Origin of the sequence: Chlorobium sp., assembly GCF_021740465.1 — a bacterium.
In the GTDB taxonomy this organism is placed as follows: Bacteria; Bacteroidota; Chlorobiia; order Chlorobiales; family Chlorobiaceae; genus Chlorobium.
On sequence record NZ_JAIOZR010000017.1, the window covers coordinates 20,242 to 41,936 of the forward strand.

Annotated in this window: 25 protein-coding genes; 9 read left to right on the forward strand and 16 right to left on the reverse strand. The window is 52.4% G+C overall.

Translation table 11 applies throughout. From position 1 onward, the window contains the following. The first annotated feature begins 28 nt into the window (after positions 1 to 28). From K9G39_RS08435 to K9G39_RS08445, 3 genes are all read left to right on the forward strand, one after another. Positions 29 to 445: a hypothetical protein gene (locus K9G39_RS08435; RefSeq protein WP_292004484.1), complete on the forward strand. Its 417-nt coding sequence runs from the start codon at positions 29 to 31 to the stop codon at positions 443 to 445. 49 nt (positions 446 to 494) lie between these two features. Then, positions 495 to 1,382: an SDR family oxidoreductase gene (locus K9G39_RS08440; protein ID WP_292004485.1), complete on the forward strand. Its 888-nt coding sequence runs from the start codon at positions 495 to 497 to the stop codon at positions 1,380 to 1,382. A gap of 122 nt (positions 1,383 to 1,504) precedes the next feature. Beyond that, positions 1,505 to 2,299 (forward strand): sterol desaturase family protein, encoded by a 795-nt coding sequence (locus tag K9G39_RS08445; protein ID WP_292004486.1) that lies wholly within the window; start codon positions 1,505 to 1,507, stop codon positions 2,297 to 2,299. A 5-nt stretch (positions 2,300 to 2,304) separates the two neighbouring features. On the opposite strand, the gene K9G39_RS08450 is transcribed toward K9G39_RS08445, so the two are convergent. From K9G39_RS08450 to K9G39_RS08475, 6 genes are all read right to left on the reverse strand, one after another. Beyond that, a complete protein-coding gene (locus tag K9G39_RS08450; protein ID WP_292004487.1) occupies positions 2,305 to 2,769 on the reverse strand; it encodes a rhodanese-like domain-containing protein in 465 nt (154 codons plus the stop codon). Continuing rightward, positions 2,769 to 3,998: a hypothetical protein gene (locus tag K9G39_RS08455; RefSeq protein WP_292004488.1), complete on the reverse strand. Its 1,230-nt coding sequence runs from the start codon at positions 3,996 to 3,998 to the stop codon at positions 2,769 to 2,771. The genes K9G39_RS08450 and K9G39_RS08455 overlap by 1 nt, the downstream gene beginning before the upstream one ends. A 193-nt stretch (positions 3,999 to 4,191) precedes the next feature. Next, the gene (locus K9G39_RS08460) at positions 4,192 to 4,821 is read right to left on the reverse strand and encodes a 3'-5' exonuclease (RefSeq protein ID WP_363319373.1); all 630 of its coding nucleotides are present in this window, start codon (positions 4,819 to 4,821) and stop codon (positions 4,192 to 4,194) included. A 91-nt stretch (positions 4,822 to 4,912) separates the two neighbouring features. Then, the gene (locus K9G39_RS08465) at positions 4,913 to 5,785 is read right to left on the reverse strand and encodes a hypothetical protein (RefSeq protein WP_292004490.1); all 873 of its coding nucleotides are present in this window, start codon (positions 5,783 to 5,785) and stop codon (positions 4,913 to 4,915) included. Positions 5,786 to 5,927: 142 nt separating this feature from the next. After that, positions 5,928 to 6,803: a protease HtpX gene (gene htpX, locus K9G39_RS08470; RefSeq protein WP_292004491.1), complete on the reverse strand. Its 876-nt coding sequence runs from the start codon at positions 6,801 to 6,803 to the stop codon at positions 5,928 to 5,930. 254 nt (positions 6,804 to 7,057) lie between these two features. Then, entirely contained in the window at positions 7,058 to 7,786 is a 729-nt protein-coding gene (locus tag K9G39_RS08475) for a glycosyl hydrolase family 18 protein (RefSeq protein WP_292004492.1), read from the reverse strand. Positions 7,787 to 7,789: 3 nt separating this feature from the next. Here K9G39_RS08475 and K9G39_RS08480 point away from each other — a divergent pair, with 3 nt between their 5' ends. Then, complete coding sequence (locus K9G39_RS08480) at positions 7,790 to 8,077, forward strand: hypothetical protein (protein WP_292004493.1); 288 nt, start codon at positions 7,790 to 7,792, stop codon at positions 8,075 to 8,077. Between the two features lie 82 nt (positions 8,078 to 8,159). Here the strand turns inward: K9G39_RS08480 and K9G39_RS08485 are convergent, their stop codons facing one another. Further along, positions 8,160 to 8,333 carry a DUF2934 domain-containing protein gene (locus K9G39_RS08485; protein ID WP_292004494.1) on the reverse strand — a complete coding sequence of 58 codons (174 nt, stop codon included), beginning with the start codon at positions 8,331 to 8,333 and terminating at the stop codon, positions 8,160 to 8,162. 386 nt (positions 8,334 to 8,719) lie between these two features. On the opposite strand from K9G39_RS08485, the gene K9G39_RS08490 reads away from it, so the two are divergent. Next, on the forward strand, positions 8,720 to 8,956 hold the full coding sequence (locus K9G39_RS08490) for a hypothetical protein (RefSeq protein ID WP_292004495.1): 237 nt from the start codon (positions 8,720 to 8,722) through the stop codon (positions 8,954 to 8,956). 130 nt (positions 8,957 to 9,086) lie between these two features. On the opposite strand, the gene K9G39_RS08495 is transcribed toward K9G39_RS08490, so the two are convergent. Beyond that, the gene (locus tag K9G39_RS08495) at positions 9,087 to 9,383 is read right to left on the reverse strand and encodes a hypothetical protein (RefSeq protein ID WP_292004496.1); all 297 of its coding nucleotides are present in this window, start codon (positions 9,381 to 9,383) and stop codon (positions 9,087 to 9,089) included. Between the two features lie 119 nt (positions 9,384 to 9,502). Between K9G39_RS08495 and K9G39_RS08500 the strand changes: the two genes are divergently transcribed. Continuing rightward, a complete protein-coding gene (locus K9G39_RS08500) occupies positions 9,503 to 9,811 on the forward strand; it encodes a hypothetical protein (protein WP_292004497.1) in 309 nt (102 codons plus the stop codon). A 198-nt stretch (positions 9,812 to 10,009) separates the two neighbouring features. Here the strand turns inward: K9G39_RS08500 and K9G39_RS08505 are convergent, their stop codons facing one another. The 4 genes from K9G39_RS08505 to K9G39_RS08520 form a co-directional block, all read right to left on the reverse strand. Then, the gene (locus tag K9G39_RS08505; protein WP_292004498.1) at positions 10,010 to 10,612 is read right to left on the reverse strand and encodes a hypothetical protein; all 603 of its coding nucleotides are present in this window, start codon (positions 10,610 to 10,612) and stop codon (positions 10,010 to 10,012) included. A gap of 17 nt (positions 10,613 to 10,629) precedes the next feature. Continuing rightward, positions 10,630 to 11,265: a hypothetical protein gene (locus K9G39_RS08510; protein ID WP_292004499.1), complete on the reverse strand. Its 636-nt coding sequence runs from the start codon at positions 11,263 to 11,265 to the stop codon at positions 10,630 to 10,632. A gap of 234 nt (positions 11,266 to 11,499) precedes the next feature. Continuing rightward, entirely contained in the window at positions 11,500 to 12,123 is a 624-nt protein-coding gene (locus K9G39_RS08515; protein WP_292004500.1) for a hypothetical protein, read from the reverse strand. 1,029 nt (positions 12,124 to 13,152) lie between these two features. Beyond that, on the reverse strand, positions 13,153 to 14,148 hold the full coding sequence (locus tag K9G39_RS08520) for a radical SAM protein (RefSeq protein WP_292004501.1): 996 nt from the start codon (positions 14,146 to 14,148) through the stop codon (positions 13,153 to 13,155). A gap of 272 nt (positions 14,149 to 14,420) precedes the next feature. Between K9G39_RS08520 and K9G39_RS08525 the strand changes: the two genes are divergently transcribed. Next, the gene (locus K9G39_RS08525) at positions 14,421 to 15,029 is read left to right on the forward strand and encodes a tRNA (guanine-N7)-methyltransferase (protein WP_292004502.1); all 609 of its coding nucleotides are present in this window, start codon (positions 14,421 to 14,423) and stop codon (positions 15,027 to 15,029) included. A gap of 98 nt (positions 15,030 to 15,127) precedes the next feature. Here K9G39_RS08525 and K9G39_RS08530 read toward each other — a convergent pair whose 3' ends face one another. Genes K9G39_RS08530 through K9G39_RS08540 form a run of 3 tightly spaced genes read right to left on the reverse strand, consistent with a single transcriptional unit; the run spans position 15,128 to position 17,246 of the window. After that, a complete protein-coding gene (locus K9G39_RS08530; RefSeq protein WP_292004503.1) occupies positions 15,128 to 16,075 on the reverse strand; it encodes a YgcG family protein in 948 nt (315 codons plus the stop codon). Continuing rightward, positions 16,072 to 16,719 carry a TPM domain-containing protein gene (locus K9G39_RS08535; RefSeq protein ID WP_292004504.1) on the reverse strand — a complete coding sequence of 216 codons (648 nt, stop codon included), beginning with the start codon at positions 16,717 to 16,719 and terminating at the stop codon, positions 16,072 to 16,074. The genes K9G39_RS08530 and K9G39_RS08535 overlap by 4 nt, the downstream gene beginning before the upstream one ends. Before the next feature lie 59 nt (positions 16,720 to 16,778). Continuing rightward, complete coding sequence (locus tag K9G39_RS08540) at positions 16,779 to 17,246, reverse strand: hypothetical protein (RefSeq protein ID WP_292004505.1); 468 nt, start codon at positions 17,244 to 17,246, stop codon at positions 16,779 to 16,781. A gap of 375 nt (positions 17,247 to 17,621) precedes the next feature. Here K9G39_RS08540 and K9G39_RS08545 point away from each other — a divergent pair, with 375 nt between their 5' ends. After that, the gene (locus tag K9G39_RS08545; protein ID WP_292004506.1) at positions 17,622 to 19,055 is read left to right on the forward strand and encodes a glutamate-cysteine ligase family protein; all 1,434 of its coding nucleotides are present in this window, start codon (positions 17,622 to 17,624) and stop codon (positions 19,053 to 19,055) included. Beyond that, entirely contained in the window at positions 19,043 to 20,080 is a 1,038-nt protein-coding gene (locus K9G39_RS08550) for a M14 family metallopeptidase (RefSeq protein WP_292004507.1), read from the forward strand. The genes K9G39_RS08545 and K9G39_RS08550 overlap by 13 nt, the downstream gene beginning before the upstream one ends. A 132-nt stretch (positions 20,081 to 20,212) precedes the next feature. Here K9G39_RS08550 and K9G39_RS08555 read toward each other — a convergent pair whose 3' ends face one another. Beyond that, positions 20,213 to 21,073 (reverse strand): ChaN family lipoprotein, encoded by an 861-nt coding sequence (locus K9G39_RS08555; RefSeq protein WP_292004508.1) that lies wholly within the window; start codon positions 21,071 to 21,073, stop codon positions 20,213 to 20,215. Positions 21,074 to 21,695 lie beyond the last annotated feature (622 nt).

Here is a 21,695-nt window from a genome sequence, read left to right on the forward strand (position 1 = left end):
ACCATCTCCTGTCAAGGAATCAATGGTTATGCATAAGAATTCTGAAGAAAACATAGAGGCCGTTACAAAAATGACACTGCTCTTCCTCGCGGAAGCGATCGGGCTGTGTCCGGCCGGACTTGAAGGGAGCACGAACAGGGATGTGGTTTTTGCCGTGCTCGGATTCCAGTACGGCGCCGTACAGAGTGCAGCATACATTGCCGGTCTCGGGAAGGATGCGTCCGCCGGGATAGCCAAAGAGGTAATGGGCAGGATCAACGGCATGGACGAGAAGAGTGTGTCGAAATTCCTCGCCCTGATGCCGACGCTTGCCGAAAAGGAGTATCCCCCGATCGCTATGGGCGGCAAAGCCATTATCGATTTTTACAACTCCGCCACCGACGGGGAGAAGCTGACAAAGGCCTGTTCGCTGCGGGAACTCCTGCGTCAGATCGACGAAGCGTAAACCCTGCCCGGCAGCAAGGAAACGCTCGACCAATACAGAAAACGTGACCATGGCAAAACAGAAGGTACTCGTTGCAGGAGCTTCAGGCTATCTCGGCAGGCATGTCGTAAGGGAATTCGCTGCGCGCGGCTACAGCGTTCGGTCTCTCGTGAGAAGCCAGGAGAAACTCGCTTGCGAAGGGCCGAACCTCGAACCCCCGATTGCGGAGTTCGTCGAAGATATCTTCATCGGCGACGCAGTCGACAGGGCATCCCTGAAAGAGGCCTGCAAGGGAATGGATATCGTATTCTCCTGCATGGGCCTCACCAAACCCCTGCACAACATCACGAGCCAGCAGGTCGACCACCTCGGGAACAAAGCCCTCCTGGAGGACGCCATCTCCCACAGTGTCAGAAAGTTTATCTACATCTCGGTCTTCAACTCCTACAGGATGATGGATTCGGATATGGTGAAAGCACATGAACTGTTCGTACAGGACCTTCGGGATTCCGGCATGCCGTACACCATCATCCGCCCTACCGCTTACTTCAACGACATGGGCATGTTTTTCTCCTTCGCCCGTAAAGGACACGTCTTTCTTTTCGGCGACGGCAAGAATCGCTTCAACCCGATCCACGGAGCAGACCTGGCCCGGGTCTGTGTCGATGCTGCCGAAAACAAGACGAACAGTGAGATCGCCATCGGCGGGCCGGACATCTTTACCTACGACGAAACCAACATCATGGCGTTCGAGGCCCTCGGCATGGAACCGAAGATCACACACGTGCCCATGTGGGTCGGCGACATCGCCCTTTTCGTTATAGGCATCGTCAACAAACCACTGAAAAGCATCATGTCCTTTGCGCTGTCCGTCAGCCGAATGGACAACGTCGCCCCGGCAACCGGTACGAAACATCTCAAGGATTTCTTCCGCGAACTCGCGGCCAAAAGCGGTTAGTGGCGTATGCGATCAAAATCCGCAAAGAGGAAAGGAACGCGAGCTGAACCGGCCCGCTTCAGAGAAACGCAGCCTGGACGTCTGCATCCTTTATTTCAATCAACCGGTTCTTCCGGAACAGCATGGCAGAAATCTTTTATTCCATACCCGACCTGCGAATACTCTCCTACGGCGCCACCATGGCCGGCGGAGTGCTGCTCTGGATCCTCGAAGGCCTCTTCCCTTTTTTCTCCGGGCAGAAGCGCCGCGGCCTCCATGCAAGGCTCAACCTTTCGATGGCAGGACTCAACCTGCTGATCCTGCTCCCTTCGGGCATACTCATGGCCTTCATACTCGACTGGTCGAGAAACCTCTGGCCGGGAATCGGGATGCTGGCCCTTCACCCCGCCGCCGAAGCCATCTTGATCATCCTCATCATCGACCTGTGGATGTACGTCTGGCATCGGCTCAACCATGAAGCGGCATTTCTCTGGAGATTCCACTCCGTACACCACAGCGACGCCACGCTCGACGTCACCACCAGCTGGCGGTTCCATTACATGGAGATCCTGATCTCGGAACTGCTGCGTCTGAGCCTCTTCATGCTGATGGGTGCCGGTATCGAACACCTGCTGCTCTACTCGCTCCTCATGACGCCGGTCATCGAATTCCACCACAGCAACCTTTCCATTCCGCCCGCCCTGGATCGTCTGGCCCGGCTCGTCATCCCCACCCCCATGATGCACCGCCTGCACCACTCGAGAGAGAGGAGTGAACACGACTCCAACTATGGCAGCATGCTCTCCCTTTGGGATCGCCTTTTCGGCAGCTTCCTGATGAAAGAGAGTCTCGACGGCCTCCGTCTCGGTCTCGACCATGAAAGCGACGCAGGCAAGCAGCGGCTCCTGGCCCTGCTCCGGAGACCGTTCAGCCCATAGCCAGGCTACCGGCGCCTCTCGACCATCACGCCCCAGACCGGATCATACCCGTGAATATCGTCCGTCGGACCTGACGCATCCACAACCGGCCTCCCCTCGTTATACCAGCGAAAGATACCGCCGCGCAGGTTTCTGCAGCTCCTGGCCCCCGCTTTCCGGCACACGCCCTCCACCCGTTCGAGCAGTTCAGAGCTGCGCTGGCCGACCGAACAGTAAAAGACCGTGTCACGCCCCGCCACGAGTGAGGAGTAGCGAGCCTCGAACTCATCCGGGCCGGTCTGGGGATCGAGACGCACTGCAGTCGCAATCCGGCTCTTCTCAAACTCGCTGGCGGAGCGAACGTCGAACAGCAATGGAGGTTCAAGCCCTGCAAGCAGCGCGGCCAGGTCGGCGGTCGCCAGGGTTTCCACCCGGTGCGTACGCTCGATCACCACGATTGCGCCCTCGAGCAGCCAGTCAGGACCGAACATCACCTGAATCCGAAGTTTTTCGACGCAGCCTGGGTATGCAGGTCTTTGAGGATAACCGCTCCGAGGCTCTCGCTTCCCGCCGTTTCCTTCTCCTTCTGTTGCACCCAGGTGTCGCGCTTGCTGCCGAGCTCCGCGATCTGCTGTTTCAATGTGTCCCGTTCCAGTTTTTTCTTCTGCACATAGCTTTCGATCTCCTTGCGGTACTTGCCCTTCAGCTCGTCGGGGAGGTTCTCCCTTTCGAGCTTATCGAGCGTCACGGCTTTCCTGTCGAGGGCATCCACGAGATCCCACTGGGAAGCCTCGTACAGTTTCGAACCTTTCGATGCTGCCCTTTCTGCGGCAACTGGCGCTGATAGAGCCGCCGCATTCATATCCTGCTTCGCCTGTCGTTCCTGACGCGCTTTACCCTCCCTGCCGTAAGGCACATAGGTTTTGTTGATCCGGCTGTTGAGCATCATGAGATCCTGGTCGTAGGGGGTGACGATCCCCTGCGTGACCATGTCGCTGTCGATGGAGAAATAGCTTCCGCGACCGATCTCGGCCCCTCTTTTCCAGAAGGAGTCGATCCCCGTCCGATAATCCCCGCAGTAGATGGTATTGACCGTGACATCCCGCTCCGCAGCCCATCGGCAGGCGGCTTCGTAGCTTACCTCCCCCTGATTGAACGGCTCGTTGCCGGCTATGTAGATCAGTTTCAGGCCTTCACGGGAGCTGTTCCAGCGCAGCCGGTTCAGGCTGCTGCCGATGACGTGCCCGCAATACTCCGAACCCCCGTTGGTCGTGAGCGAAAACAATGCTTCGGAGAGCAGATCGAGGTCCTCGGTGAAGGGCGTTACCTGACGGATGTATCCGGATGCGGGTGAAAGCGAGTTGTTGCCGTACTCGTACAGTGCCACCTGCAGCCGGATCTGATCGCCCCTCTTGTGCATGCGTGACATTTCGTTGACGATGCGCCAGAGCTGGCTTTTTGCCTGGTTGATCAGCCCGTCCATGCTGTTACTCGTATCGAGCAGGAGCGCCAGCTGCACCAGCTTGTAGTCCGACGGGCACCGGCCATCGACCGGCCTCAGGTTGTCGTACTGAAGCGAGTACTTCTCCATGGTCTTTCCGGGCGAGACCTCCCGTATCGCGCCCGCCCTGGGAGATCCGGCGGCGGGCCTGGCTTCGAGAATCGTGCTTCCGGGCAGGATGCTGACGGCGACCAGGAACGGCAACAAACGGTTCTTCATGAGCTTTCTTATGAAATGAGGTTGACGAAATTCCGATGATTGTTTGACGCCGACAGCTGCACGCTCTTGTGCTCCGGAAGCACGATTCTCGCCCACCCGCCCCGATTCTCCGAGGCTCCGCAGGAGACGAATGAGGGTGGAGGGCCGGTTCTCTACCGATATTACACCCCTATGGGGTTTCACGGGTGTGCCATTAACCGCCTTCTGCCAGAGAGGCGAGATACCTGTGGGTATAGAGCTTGTCGATTTTCGAGAGCTCGCTCAGCTGGTCGAAGCTAATCTCCGGTATCCCGTATTGCCGGCGAATCCGCTCTATCATCGACATCCACAAATGCGCAGTCATCTCGGCATCCGCCAGCGCGCGGTGAAACCTTCCGGTCTCCGGAATGCCCACATGCGACACCAGCGTCTGAAGCTTGTGGTTCGGAGCATCCTGATAGATCCTTCTCGACACCAAAAGAGAACAGCAACAGGCACCATCATATACCCGTTTAGCCCGTTTCAGCTCGAAATCCAGAAAACGGCGGTCGAACGACGCATTGTGCGCCACGATATTCCGGCCAGCTATAAACTCCGAAAACTCGGCCATCACCTCTTCACAGCAGGGCTGGCCTCCGAGCATCGCATTGGTTATGCCGGTATAACTCTCGATAAACCGACTGATCCGGAAACCGGGATTCATCAGTTTCTGAAAACGCTCGACAATCTCCCCGTTCTCCAGAAGCACCGCCCCGATCTCGATAGCCCGGTCGCCATACTGCGGCGACAAGCCCGTCGTCTCGAAATCAAGCACCACAACACTGTCCGGCAAAGTCCGCTGCATCGCATGACCTATTAAGATTATACCCATCCCGAACCTCTACCCCCTGCGGCAACGCGCTACAATCTCCGAAGGCATGCCGTTGCCCGTCAGTTTATTCCTCGCTTCCCCTCCATGCTCCCCTTTCGCCGTACAGAACCGAGAGGATCAGAATCAGGAGCACAACCGTCATCAGCACTATTTCCGGCACGTAATTCGACGGATCGATCCAGATTTCGGTAAACACATTCCACCTGCCGAGTATTTCGACAACATTCCAGAAAATGATGACCGTCGGTATGGCATACCGGATTGCGCAGTCCAGTCGTATGATCTTTATGAGCTTCACGAACAGGAGTACCGACCACAGTAGCGAACCAAAAGCGATAAAACAGGTGACGGGATGACGGTCTCCGGCAAACTGATCGTCATAGGCGAAAAGCAGCACCATGTAAAAGCCCCAGAGCAACACAATGAACTCCATAAAGGTTGTCATCGCCGAACTACGGGAGAGCCGAACCGGTTGTTCAAGCACCTTGTCGATACCCAGAAGGCGCTGAAACCATAGAAAAAACCGGCACCCTGTACGGACGCCGAACAGATAATAGAGCATGACAACCGCAAAAAAACCAACGGAGGAGGGCATGAGCAGATATTCAGCCTTGGTGACGAGTTCCCCGTTCAGCATCACCGGCTCTATGCCCAGGCGTTTGGCGTAGTACTCGAAACCGATCTCTATCCAGCCGGCCCATACAAAAAGAGCGCCGAACAAGCCGAGCAGCGTCGCGACGAGCTCTTTGGAAACGCGCATGCCGAAGAGCAGCATAGCGGTTCCAGCCAAACCCGACAGAAGCCCGGCAAGCACGACATGATCCTTGCCCAATGCACTTTGCAGAAGAATAACCGCCGCATGACCGAGAGGCATCGTCAGCAAAACGATAAAAAACGCCGTAATACCGGTCAGTGGCTTGTCGAGCTTCATATTCATGAGTTTAATCAAACGTATCGGAAACACCCCAAAATAACCCTTCAACAGGCAAAGAGCAACGTAATCATCCGGCAGCACCCGGTTTTCCATATAACAAAACCCCGCACTAAAGGCGGGGCTTTGTCAATTGAACGGCTCAAATTCAGCGAGCCGATTCGAGCGCTGCAATCCGCGATTCAAGGGGCGGGTGACTGCTGAAAAGCGCCATCATGCCGCCGCCGGCAATGCCGCTCGCTGCCATCTCCTTGGGCAACTGGCCGGCCTGGAGACCTCCCAGCGCCCGCAGTGCGTCGATCATCGGGCGACGGTCACCCATCAGTGCTGCCGCTCCCGCGTCAGCCCGGAATTCGCGCTTGCGTGAAAAGTACATGACGACGATGCTTGCCAGAATGCCGAACATGATTTCAAAGACAATGCTGCTGATCCAGTAGCCGATACCAGGACTGCCGGACTCGTCCTCGTCCCTGCGAAGAAAGCTGTCCACCGCGTAGGCAGCCACGCGAGAGAGAAAAATCACGAAAGTATTGACCACCCCCTGTATCAGCGTCAGGGTAACCATGTCGCCGTTTTCGATGTGGGCGACCTCGTGGGCGAGTACAGCCTTAACCTGCTCTTTGTTCATGCTCTGCATGAGCCCGGTCGATACCGCCACCAGCGATCTGTTCCTGCTGGGGCCGGTGGCAAAAGCGTTGGGAGCGCCGTCATAGATGGCCACCTCTGGCATCGACAGGTTTGCCTTCTTGGTGAGCTGTCGCACGGTGTCAACAAGCCACGCCTCGTCCTGGTTGGCTGGCCGTTCGATAACCCGAGCGCCGGTGCTCCATTTCGCCATGGTTTTGGACATCAGTAGCGAAATAAAGGATCCTCCAAAGCCGATCAGGGCGGCAAATACCAGCAACATGCCGAGATTCAGGCCGTTGGCAGTCAAAAACCGGTCGACGCCCAACAGACGGGCACTGACCGACAGCACCAGCATCACCGCAATGTTTGTCAACAAAAAAAGAACCACCCGTTTCATCCACATCCTCCTCTATAGTCGTTATTGATTGGTAATAGTTATTACAGGGGCTGGCGCTTTACCAGAATATCCACCCCGGTCTCTTCGGATAATTATACAAAATCTGCGCTTTTCAAAAATCATTTTCGCTTCGGCACATAGCCCCGAAGCGCAAGCGGCTCAACATCAGTATTCAATCTTTAATCTTCCGCATCCGCTCTCCCAGCTACCGGCTACAGCCTTCTCGTTCCTGCCTCCCGTCTACTGTCTACTGCCTACCGGCTACTGAAAAAGGCCCACTCGCTCGCGTCCATCTCCCATTCGCAGTAGATGGCCACCCCGGCATAGTTATCCGGCAGCACCCGGTATGTTTCCAGTCCCGCATGAATCCCGGAAAGCGCGTTTCGCAGGCTCTCAGTTTCAGCGACATGGAGCCTTGCGCCGGAATCTTCGTAGGCCGGAATGCCGAGGAGCACCTCCGTCCTGCCGGACCAGTCAAGCACCTGCACACTCCAGACTTTCATCAGATGGCGGTAGAACCTGGCCGACCGGATCGAAGTATCGTACATCATGGGAACGATCTGCTCTGTCCGTCTGGCAACCTCAGCGTAATACGGTTTGTTCCAGTGTATTTTAATAAATGGCCGGGAACCCTTTGGCGGCGGGTAAGCCGCCACGGAAATGATCTTCCCCTCCGGCATTGCCTGGCGCAGCTCGTCGAGCAACGCGAGAAATGCCTCATTACCATCAGGAACAGGTTCGATGTTGAGATGGATGCCTGCCAGCCGCGGGTGGGCATTGAGCAAAGCAACCACGGACGAAACGAAACGCTCCCTCCATAGGGCGGAATCCGGAAAGCAATGCTTCCGGGAAACTCCGCCAACCCATGGCAGTACCCTGAAACCTGAAAACCCGTCGAGGAACCGTTCCGTCTGCAGAGAATCGGCCAGAGCGATCCGTCCGTCGGATGTGCAGGGACAGAGGTGCGGAAAAACGTCCCTCACTCCGTGCTCCGCGAGCAGAAGCGCCAGTTCATGGATCCTTGCATCGTTACGGAACCGCGACCGATCCCTCCCGTTCCGCAGGAACCACCCGTCGTCCCCTATCCAGCCGTGCTGGAGCCAGATGCCGTTGGTACGCAGGTCGTGTCGCCCGTCCGGAACGGAGCGGCCCGACGACTATGCGTGCCAGGCAAGTGCGGCTACTGCGGCAATCGCCGACAGCAGCAGGATAGGGCGCAGGAGTTTTCGCATGATGGTATCCGGAATGAGCAGTTCACCTCTTCCGGGAAATAACGAAAAAAAAATGACTGACCGATAGCTGCCATGCGGCACTACCGGTCAGTCACGGATAAGGAGAGAGAGTGCAGTACCTTGCCTAAACGGCCTCGACGCTCTCTTCTGCAAAGGCTTCCTCGGCCTGCAACCAGTCCTCTTCGGCAGTGCCCTCCGGCTCACCATTTGCTTTCCAGATAAAATAGGCGGCAAGCCTGATCTGCTCTTCTCGCTGTTCCGGTGTCAGCGCATCCCGTTCAATCGCATCGTTTGACATGGCAGTATTCCGTTTCGTGTTTTCCGACCTGTAAGACACCTTTTTTCATCTTTCCTTTCGCATTCACTTCTCCAACAACAACGGCACAACTGCTATGTTACGGCTTTTCCCGAACCGTGGAAAGAGTCCCTACGTTACGTTAAGGAAAACAATACAGCCTACCTTCTTCTGCCTGCCGCCTACTGGCTACTGGCTACTGACTTCCTCCTCCCGCTCACATCTCCAGTATCCAGTATCCAGTATCCAGTATCCAGTATCCTGTATTCTGTATCCTGTATCCTGCCTACTGACTACTGACTACTGCCTACTGACTACTTCTTTCCGTATATTGCGACCGCTTTATGAACCAATTGCAAATACGAAACCCTACCCCCGGAGGAAACAACATGCAGACGATTTATGCTGACGGAATCGCAAACATGACCCTTATCGACGGCGTCATACGCATCGATCTTGTCAACGTCATTTCAGTCGAAAAGGGCAAGGAACCCGACATTCAGCCAGTCGGACGTCTTGCCCTTTCGATGCCTGCGCTGATTCGTACACACGACCAGCTTACGAAGATGATCGACAAAATGGTAGCGGACGGCATTCTCACAAAAACCCCCCCTCCGGCAAACTGAAGCCTCAGGGGAAAAACAGGCTGCCGCTCTCTTTTCAGGTTGCTTCACGGAACTGAAGCCACCTGCTGAGGCTTGCCATACCTTTCCAGCAGGAAAAGCCTGAAGAAAAGAGTACAGACCTGGCCGATGATCAGGATTTTGTGGAGCCGCCGGGAAAAACGGCAATCAGCCTTTTCTTCGCTACAGGCTTTGTCGTCATGCGACCTTCTGCAGTGGCCGCGTTCGAACTGCCGCTGGCTGCAATATCGACGCGCTTGTACGCATCAAACGGGGCGAGTCTCGAAGCACTCCCTGCCTGAACACCGGATGGCCTGCCTGTCACATTAGGCTTCGGCTTCGGGCTGTTGGCTGGTTTCGGCTTCGGACTGCTGGCGGCAGGAGCACCTGTCTGCTTTTCCGGTTTGGTTGCTTCCGTTGACGGTGTCATGATAACCTCCTTGATAAAGGGTTTATGCCGGGGAAATTCATGTGCCAGTACATAATCCTGGCAGAATGGCTTGCGTGGTATAATGCCACAGTACCGAAACTACAAAATCCCCAAGAAGCATGGAAATAAAGGGCCCCTCCAAAAAGTATGATGCTTCCATCCCGGAAACCGAAAGTTTAACCCTCACCCGGCAATCCAGCCTCTTTCCTATCCTGACTCCCGCCTGCTGGCTACCGGCTTCTGTCCCTAATCCACCGATCACCGATCGTCACTCGCTACCCATACAATTAATGTATTTTAAAGCGGTATTTCAAGATATGGTTCGACGTTATATAATGGTTGTCCCTGATTCCCACCTGAAACAACAATTTCAAAAGTGGATATCAACCACAAGAAAGCAGAAAAACTATATGAAAAAGTATTGTTGATTCTGTTTTTACCCTATTCTTTTAATTAGATATTGTTAATGAACCACCCCGCAGCAGAGCTGCGGGGTGTGAAATTCATTTTTTACGATTCGTTCCCGAAGCAGATCATCGAAAAACTCAACCATCGATGACTCTTTTTCCTGCCAAAATTATTCTCTATCTGAAATAATAAATCATAAATTTGTCCCAAAACAGTAGTTACTGTACAGCTTTTTTCTCCGGTATACTTGAAAAAAGATTATATAACGCAATACTGATTGCCTCATCATCCATACCGCTCTTCATAATCATTCCTAATAATCCCCCTTGCCCAGTACTACCAATACCTTTATCATGCCAAACTGTAATTCCGGCATCTTTATCAAAAACATATCCTGATATCTCTGCATTACCAGTACTACCGAATGTTAGTTTTGTTGAGACATCAAGAATATTTATGACCATTATATATCTGTTCTTTTCGGCAGGGCAAAGGTTATTAATAAACACTTTATTTGGCGACTTTAATTCATCCTCATCAATTCTCACAGCTTCAACACCAACAGGCACTTCTGTAATAACATAGCCTTTTTTCTGAATCATCTTTGAGCTTTTTTCCTGAACTTTCTTTATATCAACCTTCTCTTTTTTATCAAACCTTGAATCATATGGTGGTAATATTGCAAGTTGAGGTATTGATTCCATCTGAAACCCAGCAGCACTATAAATCGGTGTACGTGGAGACGTACTACCACAACCGCATATAACAAGCAGGAATAACGATGTGACAAACCAATAAAGAAGATTTGTTTTTTTCAGCATTTTCTTTTCCTCCTGATTTAATGTTTTTTTGTACCTTCAAGAGCCATCCTTATAAAGCCAATAAATTTTGTACTTTTATAATCAGGTATTTTCCTGATATATTTTTCATTTTTCCAAATAACCTCCCCTGTTTGACAATCAATCAATGATATTCGATATCTGGCGACAGATGAGGTTGAACTAATCGCACCAGAATATGGATCCCATGAACCACCCGGGCCTGTTTTAGCATATAGCTCATGAGATAGGACATATATATTTTTGTTAGACGCTGATAATTTTTTTAATATTTTATATGCATAATCATCAAGCTGCCCCAAAGCAAGCTTCTTTGCCAAGCCAGACAATTCCTGACAATGTGGCTGATACACTGTATTGATGGCGGAGGTCTTGTCTATAATATTTATTTGTGCATTACTACTTGCAATCGCATTTTTTGCCTCAGCCACAAACAATGAGTTTAATTGGGAGGCATCAGGAAACTCATATATCATCTCATTCACAATATTTTCAAATATTATTCGACTATCACATATCAAGATTGAAGAATGTGCAGGTATCTCCTTAACCTTATCTGTTAATAAGATCTCTTCAGACTTAGCCTGCATGCTGAAAAAAAAAGATAATAATAATAAAAAAACTATTTTGAGCATGATATTATATATTTTATAAGTTTTGAACACATCAACTACTCGGACTAATCAAAACAATGATTACATCTCATTTATTTGAGTTGAACCTCGCCAATAAACAAGTATATTTTAACAACTATTTTCTATCCGCGCCCTAATTTATTTTTTATTCAGCACTCATTCTCTCGATATTCGCTGTTAAATACCTTGATTCATTCAGGAATACAAGGATATCTTCCTATCCCCCTATATGACCTATCTGCTTTCAAGCCATTTTTTCAGCTCAGGATCCGCAAGACCTTTAATAATCGTCGCCCGATTCTTCCAGACTCGCTTCTTTTTGATATTGATTCCCGCTTTGTCCAGAATCTTCAAGGCCGAGGCAGTTTCAAATTCGTTGATCTCTCTTGAGCCCCCGAACCCTTGGTACTGTGAGCGACTGACAAGAATTCCAAGCTCGTCGTAATCAGCATTGTCTGTCACGATCCATACTACAGCCTGCCGTACCGCGTATGTAACATTTGCGCTTTCGAGCACTGGCATCAGTCTTGTCAGTTCAGCCTTCTCGGGGAATCGCTGTACCGAAAAGCGGTTCTCCTGACCGGGAATATCGCGAGGCCGGTTCGCACATGCAGCATCGAGTAGCCCTTCTGTCCACTCATCCGAGCCAAGAAACACCCGGCTTTTGGCGGTCGTGACCATATTCTGAACCGAAGATATCGAGGAAACAAAAAAGGTACCGACAGGAATCAGCACGGTAACCGGATAGGGAACCAGCCTGCGGATACTGATGCTGACATTCTGAATACCGCTTCCTTCGGTTTTCACATCTATTTTCCGTTCATTCAGCAGATCGATAATATCTTCCCCTTCACTCATCCCTTTCAAAACTTTTTTGGCTTCATCCTGCTTGACATGGCCGGGATATTCATCAAGAAACCTTTTCAAGGAGTCCTCGTTTCCTGACTTCAAGGCAGCAGCATAGATACTTTCATTGTGAAGCAAAGAGAAAATCCTGCTTTTGGCTTCTGGAGCATGCTTCCCTTGTGGACATGCGTTCAGGTACGATGCGTATTCAGCTGCAGTGCCTTTTTTACCCGTCAGCTCCCACTTAAGATCATCCATGTATCCAGGTGAAAAAGAAAACAGGATTCGAGCTGCAACAACGAGGATAAGCACCATGGATACAAGCAGAACTGTCTTACGAATTACTTTTTGCATAATTCAGGCAACGAGAGTTCGTCGAAAAACTCGAATCAGGAACCTCAAAAACCACCTGTCTGATATTCAGCAAAACAGGAATACACTGAGGACCATTCACCAGTTAAATCGAAAAAAGAAAACCCGCATGATATGAATCGGAGTCAGAACTATCCAGGCATAGGACGAGGCGGCTAGTGGGAAGCAACGTAGCGATACAGCAAAAACCGAACCGGGATAAAAATCCAAATACAACAGGTACTGCTTGAACAGCTGGTGTAGCATTATGAAAAAAAATGAAGGAATATCAACGTTATAATTTATTAAAATAACAACAATTTTGAAACTCTTTTGACCTTGATTTTCTGGCGATCCATCAACCCGGACAATGTAGAAATCGTGAATTACCGATAAGCATACCAACAGATTGCGATATCGAACGTTATCATTTAACTGTTCATTGCTTTGCGGCATTCGGCTATGCGGATAATGCAGTTGAACTACTTGTCGGTTCACCGGCAGAGCAGCATCCTGAAACACTCGAATCTGGGTTACAGACATAAAGTGCGAACCACAACGAAGATTCCCGGAGTCACAAAAGATGTGAAAACAGGAACTGGATACAAGCTTACGGCTCCAGCCTCCAGCCCACCGCTCACATCTTCCTCCCCTTCATCTTCCTGAATACTGCCTACCACCGCCTGCTGGCTACCGATTATAAAACCGTGACGGCCCCTGCAGCACCTCCCAATTGCTTTCCTGAAAAATAGAGCGACAGCTGATCACACTTTCGCCTCTCCCCTCCTCGGTCTTCGCCTGAACGTCACGAGGGTTGGCTCCGACTTCGGCCCAGAAAAGGTTTGCGCCGGCAATAGCTCCTAACGTGCAGGGTTCATGGGTGCAATTTCCCGAAACGCTCCTCGGCATACCCAGTCTCGTGACGGCAACGATCTGGGCCATTCGCAGCTCGCTGATGATGCCGAGCGCGGCCAATCCGGTGCCCGGAATGGGAATCCTGCGTGCCGCGCCGCTATAGGCCGGATCGAACGACGCGGTGAATGCTATCATATCGGCAAGCTCCTCGTTGGTATGTTCGGGCCCAACCGGCTCCACGCATGTTCCGACTTCGAGACCTGCCTCCCTGAAATTCTCGATACTCCGCTTTCTCCTGCCGGCATCGAGGGTGGTATCGACTCCTTCGCGAAGCCGAAGCGCATGATACACGCCGGTGAACCCGGCATCCTTAAGCTTGAGGGCGCTTTTGAGCGACTGGTCGCCCACATTGGCAATCAAGGTCGTTTCCGGCTTCAGGTTCTTGCGCACCTCCCCCGATATTTCCAGAAAACGCTCAAAAGGATAGTGGGCCGTCGACATCAGAAAAAGAGCGTTCGCGCCGTCCGTTTCGAACTGACGCGCGTAAGCGACGGCCTGCGCGGAACTCAACGCGGATGACGTACTGAAAACCCCGTTCACTTCCGCAAACGAGCAAAACAGGCAATCGCAGCTGCACGGCGCAAGATTGAGAGCGAACTGGGCATGAACTTCGGCTTTTCCCTGCGATACCTCCTTCGATATCCGGTTTGCCTCACCCATAACCATATAGGTATCGGATGAATCGGGAGGAAGATCGAGCAGAAAAACCAGTTCATCGCGCGAAAGCGATTCGCCCGATCCCGTCTTGTTCAGCAAATCAAGGGTTTTCATCAACTATAACCTTTAATGGTTGTAAATGTCCGTAACTAAAGTATTTGTCTCAAAGAAAAGCGGGATGGGCCGTTTCTGAAAATATAGCCATAAAGCGGCAGGCAACAAGGGTGTCACTCGGCATGCCGGACGAACAGAGAGGCTTTTTCAGGCTCGTTGAGGCCTCTTTCAGGACTTTGCGTATATTGCCATCCGTTTTATAGGAACCGCTGTAAAGGAGTGCGATAACTTTTCAGAGGTTCCCGTGAGTCATACCGCAATCCTGCATGTTCATGGATACCAGAACGTCATTGTGCGAGAATCCTGTCATTATCGCAGATCGGGAAGCATGGGAGGAGATACATCTGAAGGATGCCGGAACGATCGAGGTTGAAATAGGCTTCGGCAGCGGAGAGTATCTTCTCAGGAGGGCATCGCAATACCCTGACAGACTCTTTATCGGCATCGAAAAGAAACCCGGCATGATAACGGAGGTTGCTAAAAGGGTTGCGAGCCATAATCTCAATAACATCCGGCTGCTCGAGTCGTGCGCCAGGGACGCCTTCACCGATCTGTTCCCTGCCTGTTCCATTTCACGGGCATATTCGCTCTTTCCCGATCCCTGGCCAAAAAGAAAGCATAGCAAGTACAGACTCTTTTCGACGCAATACCTGCGCCTGCTCAACAACCGGCTTGTTTCAGGATGCGAAGCGCTCATCGTGACCGACAGCGAAGATTACTGCAACTGGATGCTGAAACAGCTCCCCGATACCGGTTTCGAGGTTGAAAACAGCACCATACCTCCTCAATTCGACACCAGATTCGAGCGGAAATGGCTGAAACAGGAGTTCAGCACATTCTTCAGGATTCTGCTCAAAAAAACACAGCACATCGAAGCCTGAACGCCTGCAGTCGATCCATGGCCAGGCATTTGGCATAATTATATTGCATCAGAATGACTTCTTGTTTTGGGTTTTCAGCACGGCAAGTCCCTGAATCCCTACCAGCTGCCGGACGCACCGCCGCCGCCGGATGATCCGCCGCCGCCTGAAAAGCCCGAGCTGCCCGACGACCACGATGAACCGGAACTGCCGGAACCGATCGAAAGGCCGCCGATTGAAGCTTGCCCCTTGGTGCGTAAATCTTTTTGAGCCTTTATATACCAGTCGGTCTTTCGGATGAACAGTTTTGTAATCGGAAAGCCGATCACATAGGCGATAAAACAATAGAACGAAGCGCCCGAGCCAAGGACAACGATCGGAAATACCGCCCAGAAGGGGATCAGAAAGAAGTATAAAAACCATCCGACTCCCGGCGTCAGTATCCCGATGGCGGTAAACAGTCCGATGATTCCGAAAATAAACGCTCCAAGAAGAATACGCTCCTGAATCGAAAGCTCAGGCCCATCCATTTCAAAGAATTCCGACTTTTCCGTCGAACCGGTTTTGATGCCTGACTCCTGCAGTTCGCCGCCCTCAAGAAGCTCGATCACGGCCCCGGCTCCATCGGCGATACCTCCGTCAAAGTCGCCGTTTTTGAATTTGGGGGTCATAACGTTTTGAACGATCCGCCCCGCCATGGCATCGGTGAGGGTTCCTTCAAGCCCGTAACCCACTTCGATGCGCATCCGCCGGTCATTGGGAACCACCACGATCAGAACACCGTTATCCTTGCCTTTCCGTCCGAGTTTCCACGACTCGAACACCCTGACTGCGTAATCTTCAATGCTCTCGCCATCGAGTGTTGCAATCGTCAGAACCGCAATCTGGTTGCCGGTGCGCTTTTCATGCGCCTGCAGGCTGTCCGACAATGACCGGTTGACCTCCGGCGAGAGAAGCTGCGCATTGTCCGTGATTCTCCCGGTCAGATAGGGAACGTCAGCAGCAAAAAGTATGGTACTGATGAGCATTGCAATCGGGAGCAGCAGGAACATCGCTTTGGCCTTCATATTCCCTTCTCCTCGATGATTTCATTCGGCAATTCGTCGTTACTGGCCTCGGGAATGGGAGGAGTGAGTATTCGGGTGAGACAGTCCAGACCGGCATCGAATGCATGACCGATCTGTTTACGCTTCAGAAACGGAGTCATCGCCGCAATCATCTTCTCCACATCCTCTTCCCTGAAACGCTCATCCAGCCCCCTGTCCGGCAGAATAACAACCCGACGTTCAAACAGACTCAGCAGCAGCAGAATGCCTCTCCTCTTTTGGGTAGCAAACAGCTCCCGGTCCAGAAACAGCGATTTTGCATATTGCCGCACTTCCGCTTCTGCGCGATAGTCGGATAAAAAACATTTCGCGAATCGTGGAAACGCCACGCTCATGAGCGCCAACAGGGCACCACATGAGAGAATGCCCACCACCATGATTCGAGCGGGCACATCCGGATACCAGTCGTACAACCGCCAATAAAGCAGAAGAAGAATCAGTCCGGCGGCCGATGCGCCGAGGGCGAACGCTTTCCAAGGCAGTTCCGCATAGGAATCGCTTCGCTGGATGACGCTCAGGACGATCTGTGTTCCGGTGCGCCGTTCCGTTTCGGCAACACGCTCATCCAGACGACTGCGCTCCTGATCCGATACTGTCTGTTTCATCGAGAATCCCCGTATCCGAAGATTGTTATAATCGTCCGCCGCTGCGTTTCAGTGAAGCTCTATTCCGCACCGGCTCCGATAAAAATACCTGAAACCTTATTGTCTTTGATGGTGAACACGACTCCCCCATAGACAGATCCCGCGATAACCGTGTCGTCACTGATTCCGACCGCACTGTCTCCGGAGGATTGAGCTATCTCCTTGCGATACGCTTCGAGCACCGCCTCCCTGCTGCTCCCGATCCCTATATCCCTTGTTGTCCGGAACCGGCACGGAACCGATATGGTTATCCCGTCGATTTGTTGCTTGTTGGCTGCGCCTTCGGCAATCATGCCAAGTACTATTCCCTGTGCAACGTAACGCCACGACTGATGCTCCGCACCATCAGCCCCCCAGACGTTGCGTTCAGACTTTTCTTCCGGTTTTCCAAGCACTTGCAGCAATTCGCCTGCAGGTAATCCAAGCCTCAGAGGGCCGAGTCGTTCAGACTGCATCAGCGCAAAGCCGGCCTCTGCCGGTTCCTGCACGTCAATATCCCGGGATCCCCCATTGATCGGAGCCTGCTGTGTTACGGCATGTTCGCCTGCCTGACGAGCTCTTGACGCCGGCTCATGGTTTTGAGACGAACAAGCCGCAAAAATAACACTCAACAAAATCCACGAAACAACGGGGAAAAAAAATTTTCGAATGGCCGCCGTCCGGAAAATTTTTAAACCTGAAAAATGCACTGCTGTTCAACGATTTCGATTTCAAAGGTATCTCTAAAGAAAGGATACCCATCAAACCGTCCAATTCCCAACTCTCTTTTCACAACTGCCTGCAAATCATTTGCATCTAAGCATGCTATTATCCAGATTGTTCAAAGTACCCTATCCGTCAGACCGACCGTAAACCAGTCATCGATGGGCAGTGAAATAGCAAAAACAGAGTTCAGCGAAGAGGATTTCCGGCAGTTTCACCAGAATCTGAGAAAGGAAACGCGGATTCTGATGGAGTGGTTTTCCTCGGATCTCTTCGACAACCACCAGGAGATGTGCGGCTTCGAACTCGAAGCATGGCTCGTCGACCGGCATTGCGCTCCGACTGCCAGAAACGAGGAGTTCCTCCAGCGGGTCAACAGTCCCCTGGTTGTGCCCGAGCTGTCGAAATACAACTTCGAACTCAATATTGCACCGCATCCGCTGGATAGCCATCTCCCCGCATTCCTGAACAGGGAACTCCGGAAGCTCTGGAATATCTGCACCGTCAATGCACGTGACATGGGGTGCAATACCCTTATGGTGGGCATCCTGCCGACCCTGCAGGACAGGATGCTGACGCTCCGAAACATCTCTTCGTTGCATAGGTATCTCGCACTGAACCGTGAAATACTGCGATCGAGAGCCCATCACCCCCTCAGAATACACATCGAAGGAACCGGTGATTCGCTGGAGGTCGTCCATCAGGACGTCATGGCAGAGGCGGCCACGACATCGCTGCAGATCCACTTTCAGGTTCCCGTCAGCAAGGCAGCCGCCGTTTACAACATCGCCCATGTGCTGTCGGCGCCGATGGTCGCACTCACGGCCAACTCCCCGTTCCTCTTCGGCAGGGAGCTCTGGGATGAAACACGCATTCCCCTTTACGAGCAGGCCGTAAAAACCCCTGCGTTCGTTGACCTCTCCGGAAGAGTAGTTTCGCGCGTCACGTTCGGACGTGACTACGTCCGCAATTCGCTCAAGGAGGTCTTCCTCGAAAATCTCGACGGATTTCCTGTACTCCTGCCGGTCACCTTCGACGAGGATTTCAGCCGGCTCAACCATCTGCGGCTGCACAACGGAACCATCTGGCGCTGGAACCGTCCTCTCATAGGATTCGGTGAGGGTGGTCGCCCTCATGTGCGGATCGAACATCGCGTACCGCCGGCAGGACCATCGATTCCGGACATTGTAGCCAATATCCTCTTTTTTTATGGCGCGGTACTTCACCTGCAGCCCGAAGTTCCCCAGGTAGCGATATCGTTCGAACAGGCTCGCACGAACTTTTACACCGCCTCGCGCTTCGGGCTTGAAGCCATGCTCATCTGGAGTTCGGGAAATGCCATACCAGCGGATACTCTTCTGCTGCAACAGTTGATCCCCGGAGCCATGCAGGCTCTCGGCGAACGGGGAATCGAACGTCATGATCTGAAATACTACCTTGGCGATATCCTCTCAAGACGCGTAGCGACGCGCCGGAACGGCGCCTGGTGGCAAAAAGCCTTCATCAGGCGCCACGGCCCCGATTTCAGGGCAATGACCCAGGCATATCTCGAAAACCAGAACAGAAACATTCCCGTACACGAATGGAGCATCTGAACCACATTCATCCGCCCGATCTGCACCTGTTCGACCGACTTCCCGACGGGTTCACCGGAATCGAGACCGAAAAACTCGCCTCGATCCTCCCGGGCCCTTCGCTCATCCGTATCGAGGGCGAACAAGGCTCTCCGCTCTTCGTTTCGATCCTGCTGCACGGCAACGAAACCACCGGGTTTACAGCCATGCAGCAACTCCTCGCCGGATTCGGGGCGCCCCTCCGCGAGCTGCCGAGACCTTTGCTGCTGTTTGTCGGCAACGTCGCCGCTGCCGTGCGGGGCGTGCGCAAACTCGACGGGCAGGCCGATTACAATCGCATCTGGCAGGGAAACCGCTATCCGGAACACCTGCTGGCACGGCATGTTCTGGCGGAAATCTCGAAGGCGGCTCCGATTGCCGGCATCGACCTGCACAACAACACCGGCAAAAACCCGCACTATGGTTGTATCAACCGACTCGACCACAACTCCCTCTCTCTTGCCCGGCGGTTCAGCAAAACCATCGTCTGGTTTACGGAACCGCACGAAGTCCTTGCGGTCGCGCTCTCCTCGATATGCCCAACGGTCACGCTTGAATGCGGAGTGTCAGGCGATGCGGCAGGAACAAAGCATGTGGAAAATTATCTCCGGCATTGCCTTGAACTGCCCGAGGAGAGCTTTTTCACACCACCGGCCAATCACCACAACGATCTGTTCCATACCACCGCAAGGATACTCCTCCCTGATGGCATCAGGCCCGGATTCGGCCGGTGCGCCGACAATACTGATGTCTGTTTTCGTGAGGATCTTGAAACACTCAATTTCGAGCGGGTGCCTGACGGAACGGAACTGGGTCGTTACCGCAACGGCCTTCCGCCGCTCGTGGTCATCGACAACCTTAACCGCGACGTCACCGACCGCTACCTCCTTTTCAGCGAGAACCGCATTCTCACCAGGGTGCCGGTCGTACCATCGATGTTCACCAGTGATGTGAAGGTTATCCTGCAGGATTGTCTCGGGTATATCATGGAGCCTTACGAGGCATAACGCAACAAGCAGTGATCCTCAGGGAAAGCCAACGCATGATCGGCCACATCCACCGCCACATTCCGGCAAAACCCCCACCGCTCACCGCTTACACTCTTCCGGCTACCTCCCTCAGCTCATCGCCATCAACCTTCAGTAGGTTTTCGTCATATCGCTATCCACGCAGATAATAAAATCGGCACGTCCTCTGTGCTGTACCTCCAGATGCCGGATATCCTGCTGCTCAACCGTGGTGATGGTCAAGTATCGCAGGGAGTCATTCTCTCGCCGTAAATAGAATACGATTCCCTCATGAAAGTCCGAATGGTACGCCCCGTTGAAGTGAAGAAAGATATGGCCGGGCCTATGGTTCAGCAGAATAAAATGCGCCATCGTGGCATCCTTGATGGCCTGGGCCTTGACCAGTTCGGGAGTCCCGTGTTCACCCATCATCGTCAGAATGTTCCTGTACCCCGGCAGTTCAGGATCGAAATGAACCGGCAGTGGAGCGATCCACTTTTTTTCTTCATCGCCGAGCTTCTCCAGGGCGGCGAAGCCTCCGTTTTTATGGACCAGACGAGCGAATCTTTTCGGGATATTCGTTCCGATAAAGCGAATCCGATGATCTCTGGCGAAATCCACCAGCGGAGCATAATCGGTTTTATTGTTCGACCACAGACTGACGAGAGAATTCAGCCTGGAGTAATCGATCAGGCCCGACAGGTAATCGTCGAGCGCCTTCTGATTGTCGGCCTCGAACATTTCGGCGCCCATAATCAGTTTTTTCCTTTTGTGCAGATCCCTGGTCAGCTCCAGCTGCAGCCAGTGTGCAATGGGGTTGTCGTGCAACTCCCCGAACAGGACGACGTCGCTTTTCTTCGCCTTTTTCAGCAGCTTATGATAGCTCACCTCCCTGCCGGCTTTATCGTAGAGCACAAATGCCGCCTTATCATGTCCGTATGCGTCAATACTGAAACATGAGATGACGAGCAGCATGAGAAGGTTGTAAAGCATTGTGGGTCGTTTAAACGGAAGAAAGAGCCCGTGACATGTGTAGTGGCCAGACGTCTCCTTTAATGGACGGGAACCTCTAAAAAGGCGAATTTACGTCCAATACAGTATACGCACATTGTCGTCACAACAATACAATCACAGAGTGTCGCCAATAATTTCCGCGAATACCTTTACAGGCACCTTCACAGGAAGCTCCAAAATGATTGAAATTATCTCCGGCAACATTACATCCCGCTCGATCCTGCCGAATGGAACGGCATTCCGCTCTTCACGCCCGGCGCTTTCCCGAGGAAATTCCTTTCAGCCTGACACCCTGCGACAATTCCTGCAAAAAGCCCTCCTGAATACCGAATACAGGCTACTGCCTACCGCCCACTGCTCACCGCCATTAACCTGTCGTAGGTAAGGGATAGTTATTTGCGTTACAAAATGACATCCTCAAGCTCTTTAACTCATCCACCGCTACGTTTCCGGCAAAACGCCCACACGAAGCTCAAGGTTGCGACTCAGAGTTAAGATATTAGAAGTAAATACGTTGCATAAGTATTTTGATGTACGAAAAAACGCTATACAGCTCTGATCAAAGAAGATAGAAATGCTCAAAAGTTACCTCTGTCACCTA

What these genes read in the sequence shown, in the direction of transcription:
- K9G39_RS08435 (WP_292004484.1), top strand. Translation starts at nt 29, where the DNA reads ATGCATAAGAATTCTGAAGAAAACATAGAGGCCGTTACAAAAATGACA.
- K9G39_RS08440 (WP_292004485.1), top strand. Translation starts at nt 495, where the DNA reads ATGGCAAAACAGAAGGTACTCGTTGCAGGAGCTTCAGGCTATCTCGGC.
- K9G39_RS08445 (WP_292004486.1), top strand. Translation starts at nt 1,505, where the DNA reads ATGGCAGAAATCTTTTATTCCATACCCGACCTGCGAATACTCTCCTAC.
- K9G39_RS08450 (WP_292004487.1), bottom strand. Translation starts at nt 2,769, where the DNA reads ATGTTCGGTCCTGACTGGCTGCTCGAGGGCGCAATCGTGGTGATCGAG.
- K9G39_RS08455 (WP_292004488.1), bottom strand. Translation starts at nt 3,998, where the DNA reads ATGAAGAACCGTTTGTTGCCGTTCCTGGTCGCCGTCAGCATCCTGCCC.
- K9G39_RS08460 (WP_363319373.1), bottom strand. Translation starts at nt 4,821, where the DNA reads ATGCAGCGGACTTTGCCGGACAGTGTTGTGGTGCTTGATTTCGAGACG.
- K9G39_RS08465 (WP_292004490.1), bottom strand. Translation starts at nt 5,785, where the DNA reads ATGAATATGAAGCTCGACAAGCCACTGACCGGTATTACGGCGTTTTTT.
- htpX (WP_292004491.1), bottom strand. Translation starts at nt 6,803, where the DNA reads ATGAAACGGGTGGTTCTTTTTTTGTTGACAAACATTGCGGTGATGCTG.
- K9G39_RS08485 (WP_292004494.1), bottom strand. Translation starts at nt 8,333, where the DNA reads ATGTCAAACGATGCGATTGAACGGGATGCGCTGACACCGGAACAGCGA.
- K9G39_RS08490 (WP_292004495.1), top strand. Translation starts at nt 8,720, where the DNA reads ATGCAGACGATTTATGCTGACGGAATCGCAAACATGACCCTTATCGAC.
- K9G39_RS08495 (WP_292004496.1), bottom strand. Translation starts at nt 9,383, where the DNA reads ATGACACCGTCAACGGAAGCAACCAAACCGGAAAAGCAGACAGGTGCT.
- K9G39_RS08500 (WP_292004497.1), top strand. Translation starts at nt 9,503, where the DNA reads ATGGAAATAAAGGGCCCCTCCAAAAAGTATGATGCTTCCATCCCGGAA.
- K9G39_RS08505 (WP_292004498.1), bottom strand. Translation starts at nt 10,612, where the DNA reads ATGCTGAAAAAAACAAATCTTCTTTATTGGTTTGTCACATCGTTATTC.
- K9G39_RS08510 (WP_292004499.1), bottom strand. Translation starts at nt 11,265, where the DNA reads ATGCTCAAAATAGTTTTTTTATTATTATTATCTTTTTTTTTCAGCATG.
- K9G39_RS08515 (WP_292004500.1), bottom strand. Translation starts at nt 12,123, where the DNA reads ATGAGTGAAGGGGAAGATATTATCGATCTGCTGAATGAACGGAAAATA.
- K9G39_RS08520 (WP_292004501.1), bottom strand. Translation starts at nt 14,148, where the DNA reads ATGAAAACCCTTGATTTGCTGAACAAGACGGGATCGGGCGAATCGCTT.
- K9G39_RS08525 (WP_292004502.1), top strand. Translation starts at nt 14,421, where the DNA reads ATGGATACCAGAACGTCATTGTGCGAGAATCCTGTCATTATCGCAGAT.
- K9G39_RS08530 (WP_292004503.1), bottom strand. Translation starts at nt 16,075, where the DNA reads ATGAAGGCCAAAGCGATGTTCCTGCTGCTCCCGATTGCAATGCTCATC.
- K9G39_RS08535 (WP_292004504.1), bottom strand. Translation starts at nt 16,719, where the DNA reads ATGAAACAGACAGTATCGGATCAGGAGCGCAGTCGTCTGGATGAGCGT.
- K9G39_RS08545 (WP_292004506.1), top strand. Translation starts at nt 17,622, where the DNA reads ATGGGCAGTGAAATAGCAAAAACAGAGTTCAGCGAAGAGGATTTCCGG.
- K9G39_RS08550 (WP_292004507.1), top strand. Translation starts at nt 19,043, where the DNA reads ATGGAGCATCTGAACCACATTCATCCGCCCGATCTGCACCTGTTCGAC.
- K9G39_RS08555 (WP_292004508.1), bottom strand. Translation starts at nt 21,073, where the DNA reads ATGCTTTACAACCTTCTCATGCTGCTCGTCATCTCATGTTTCAGTATT.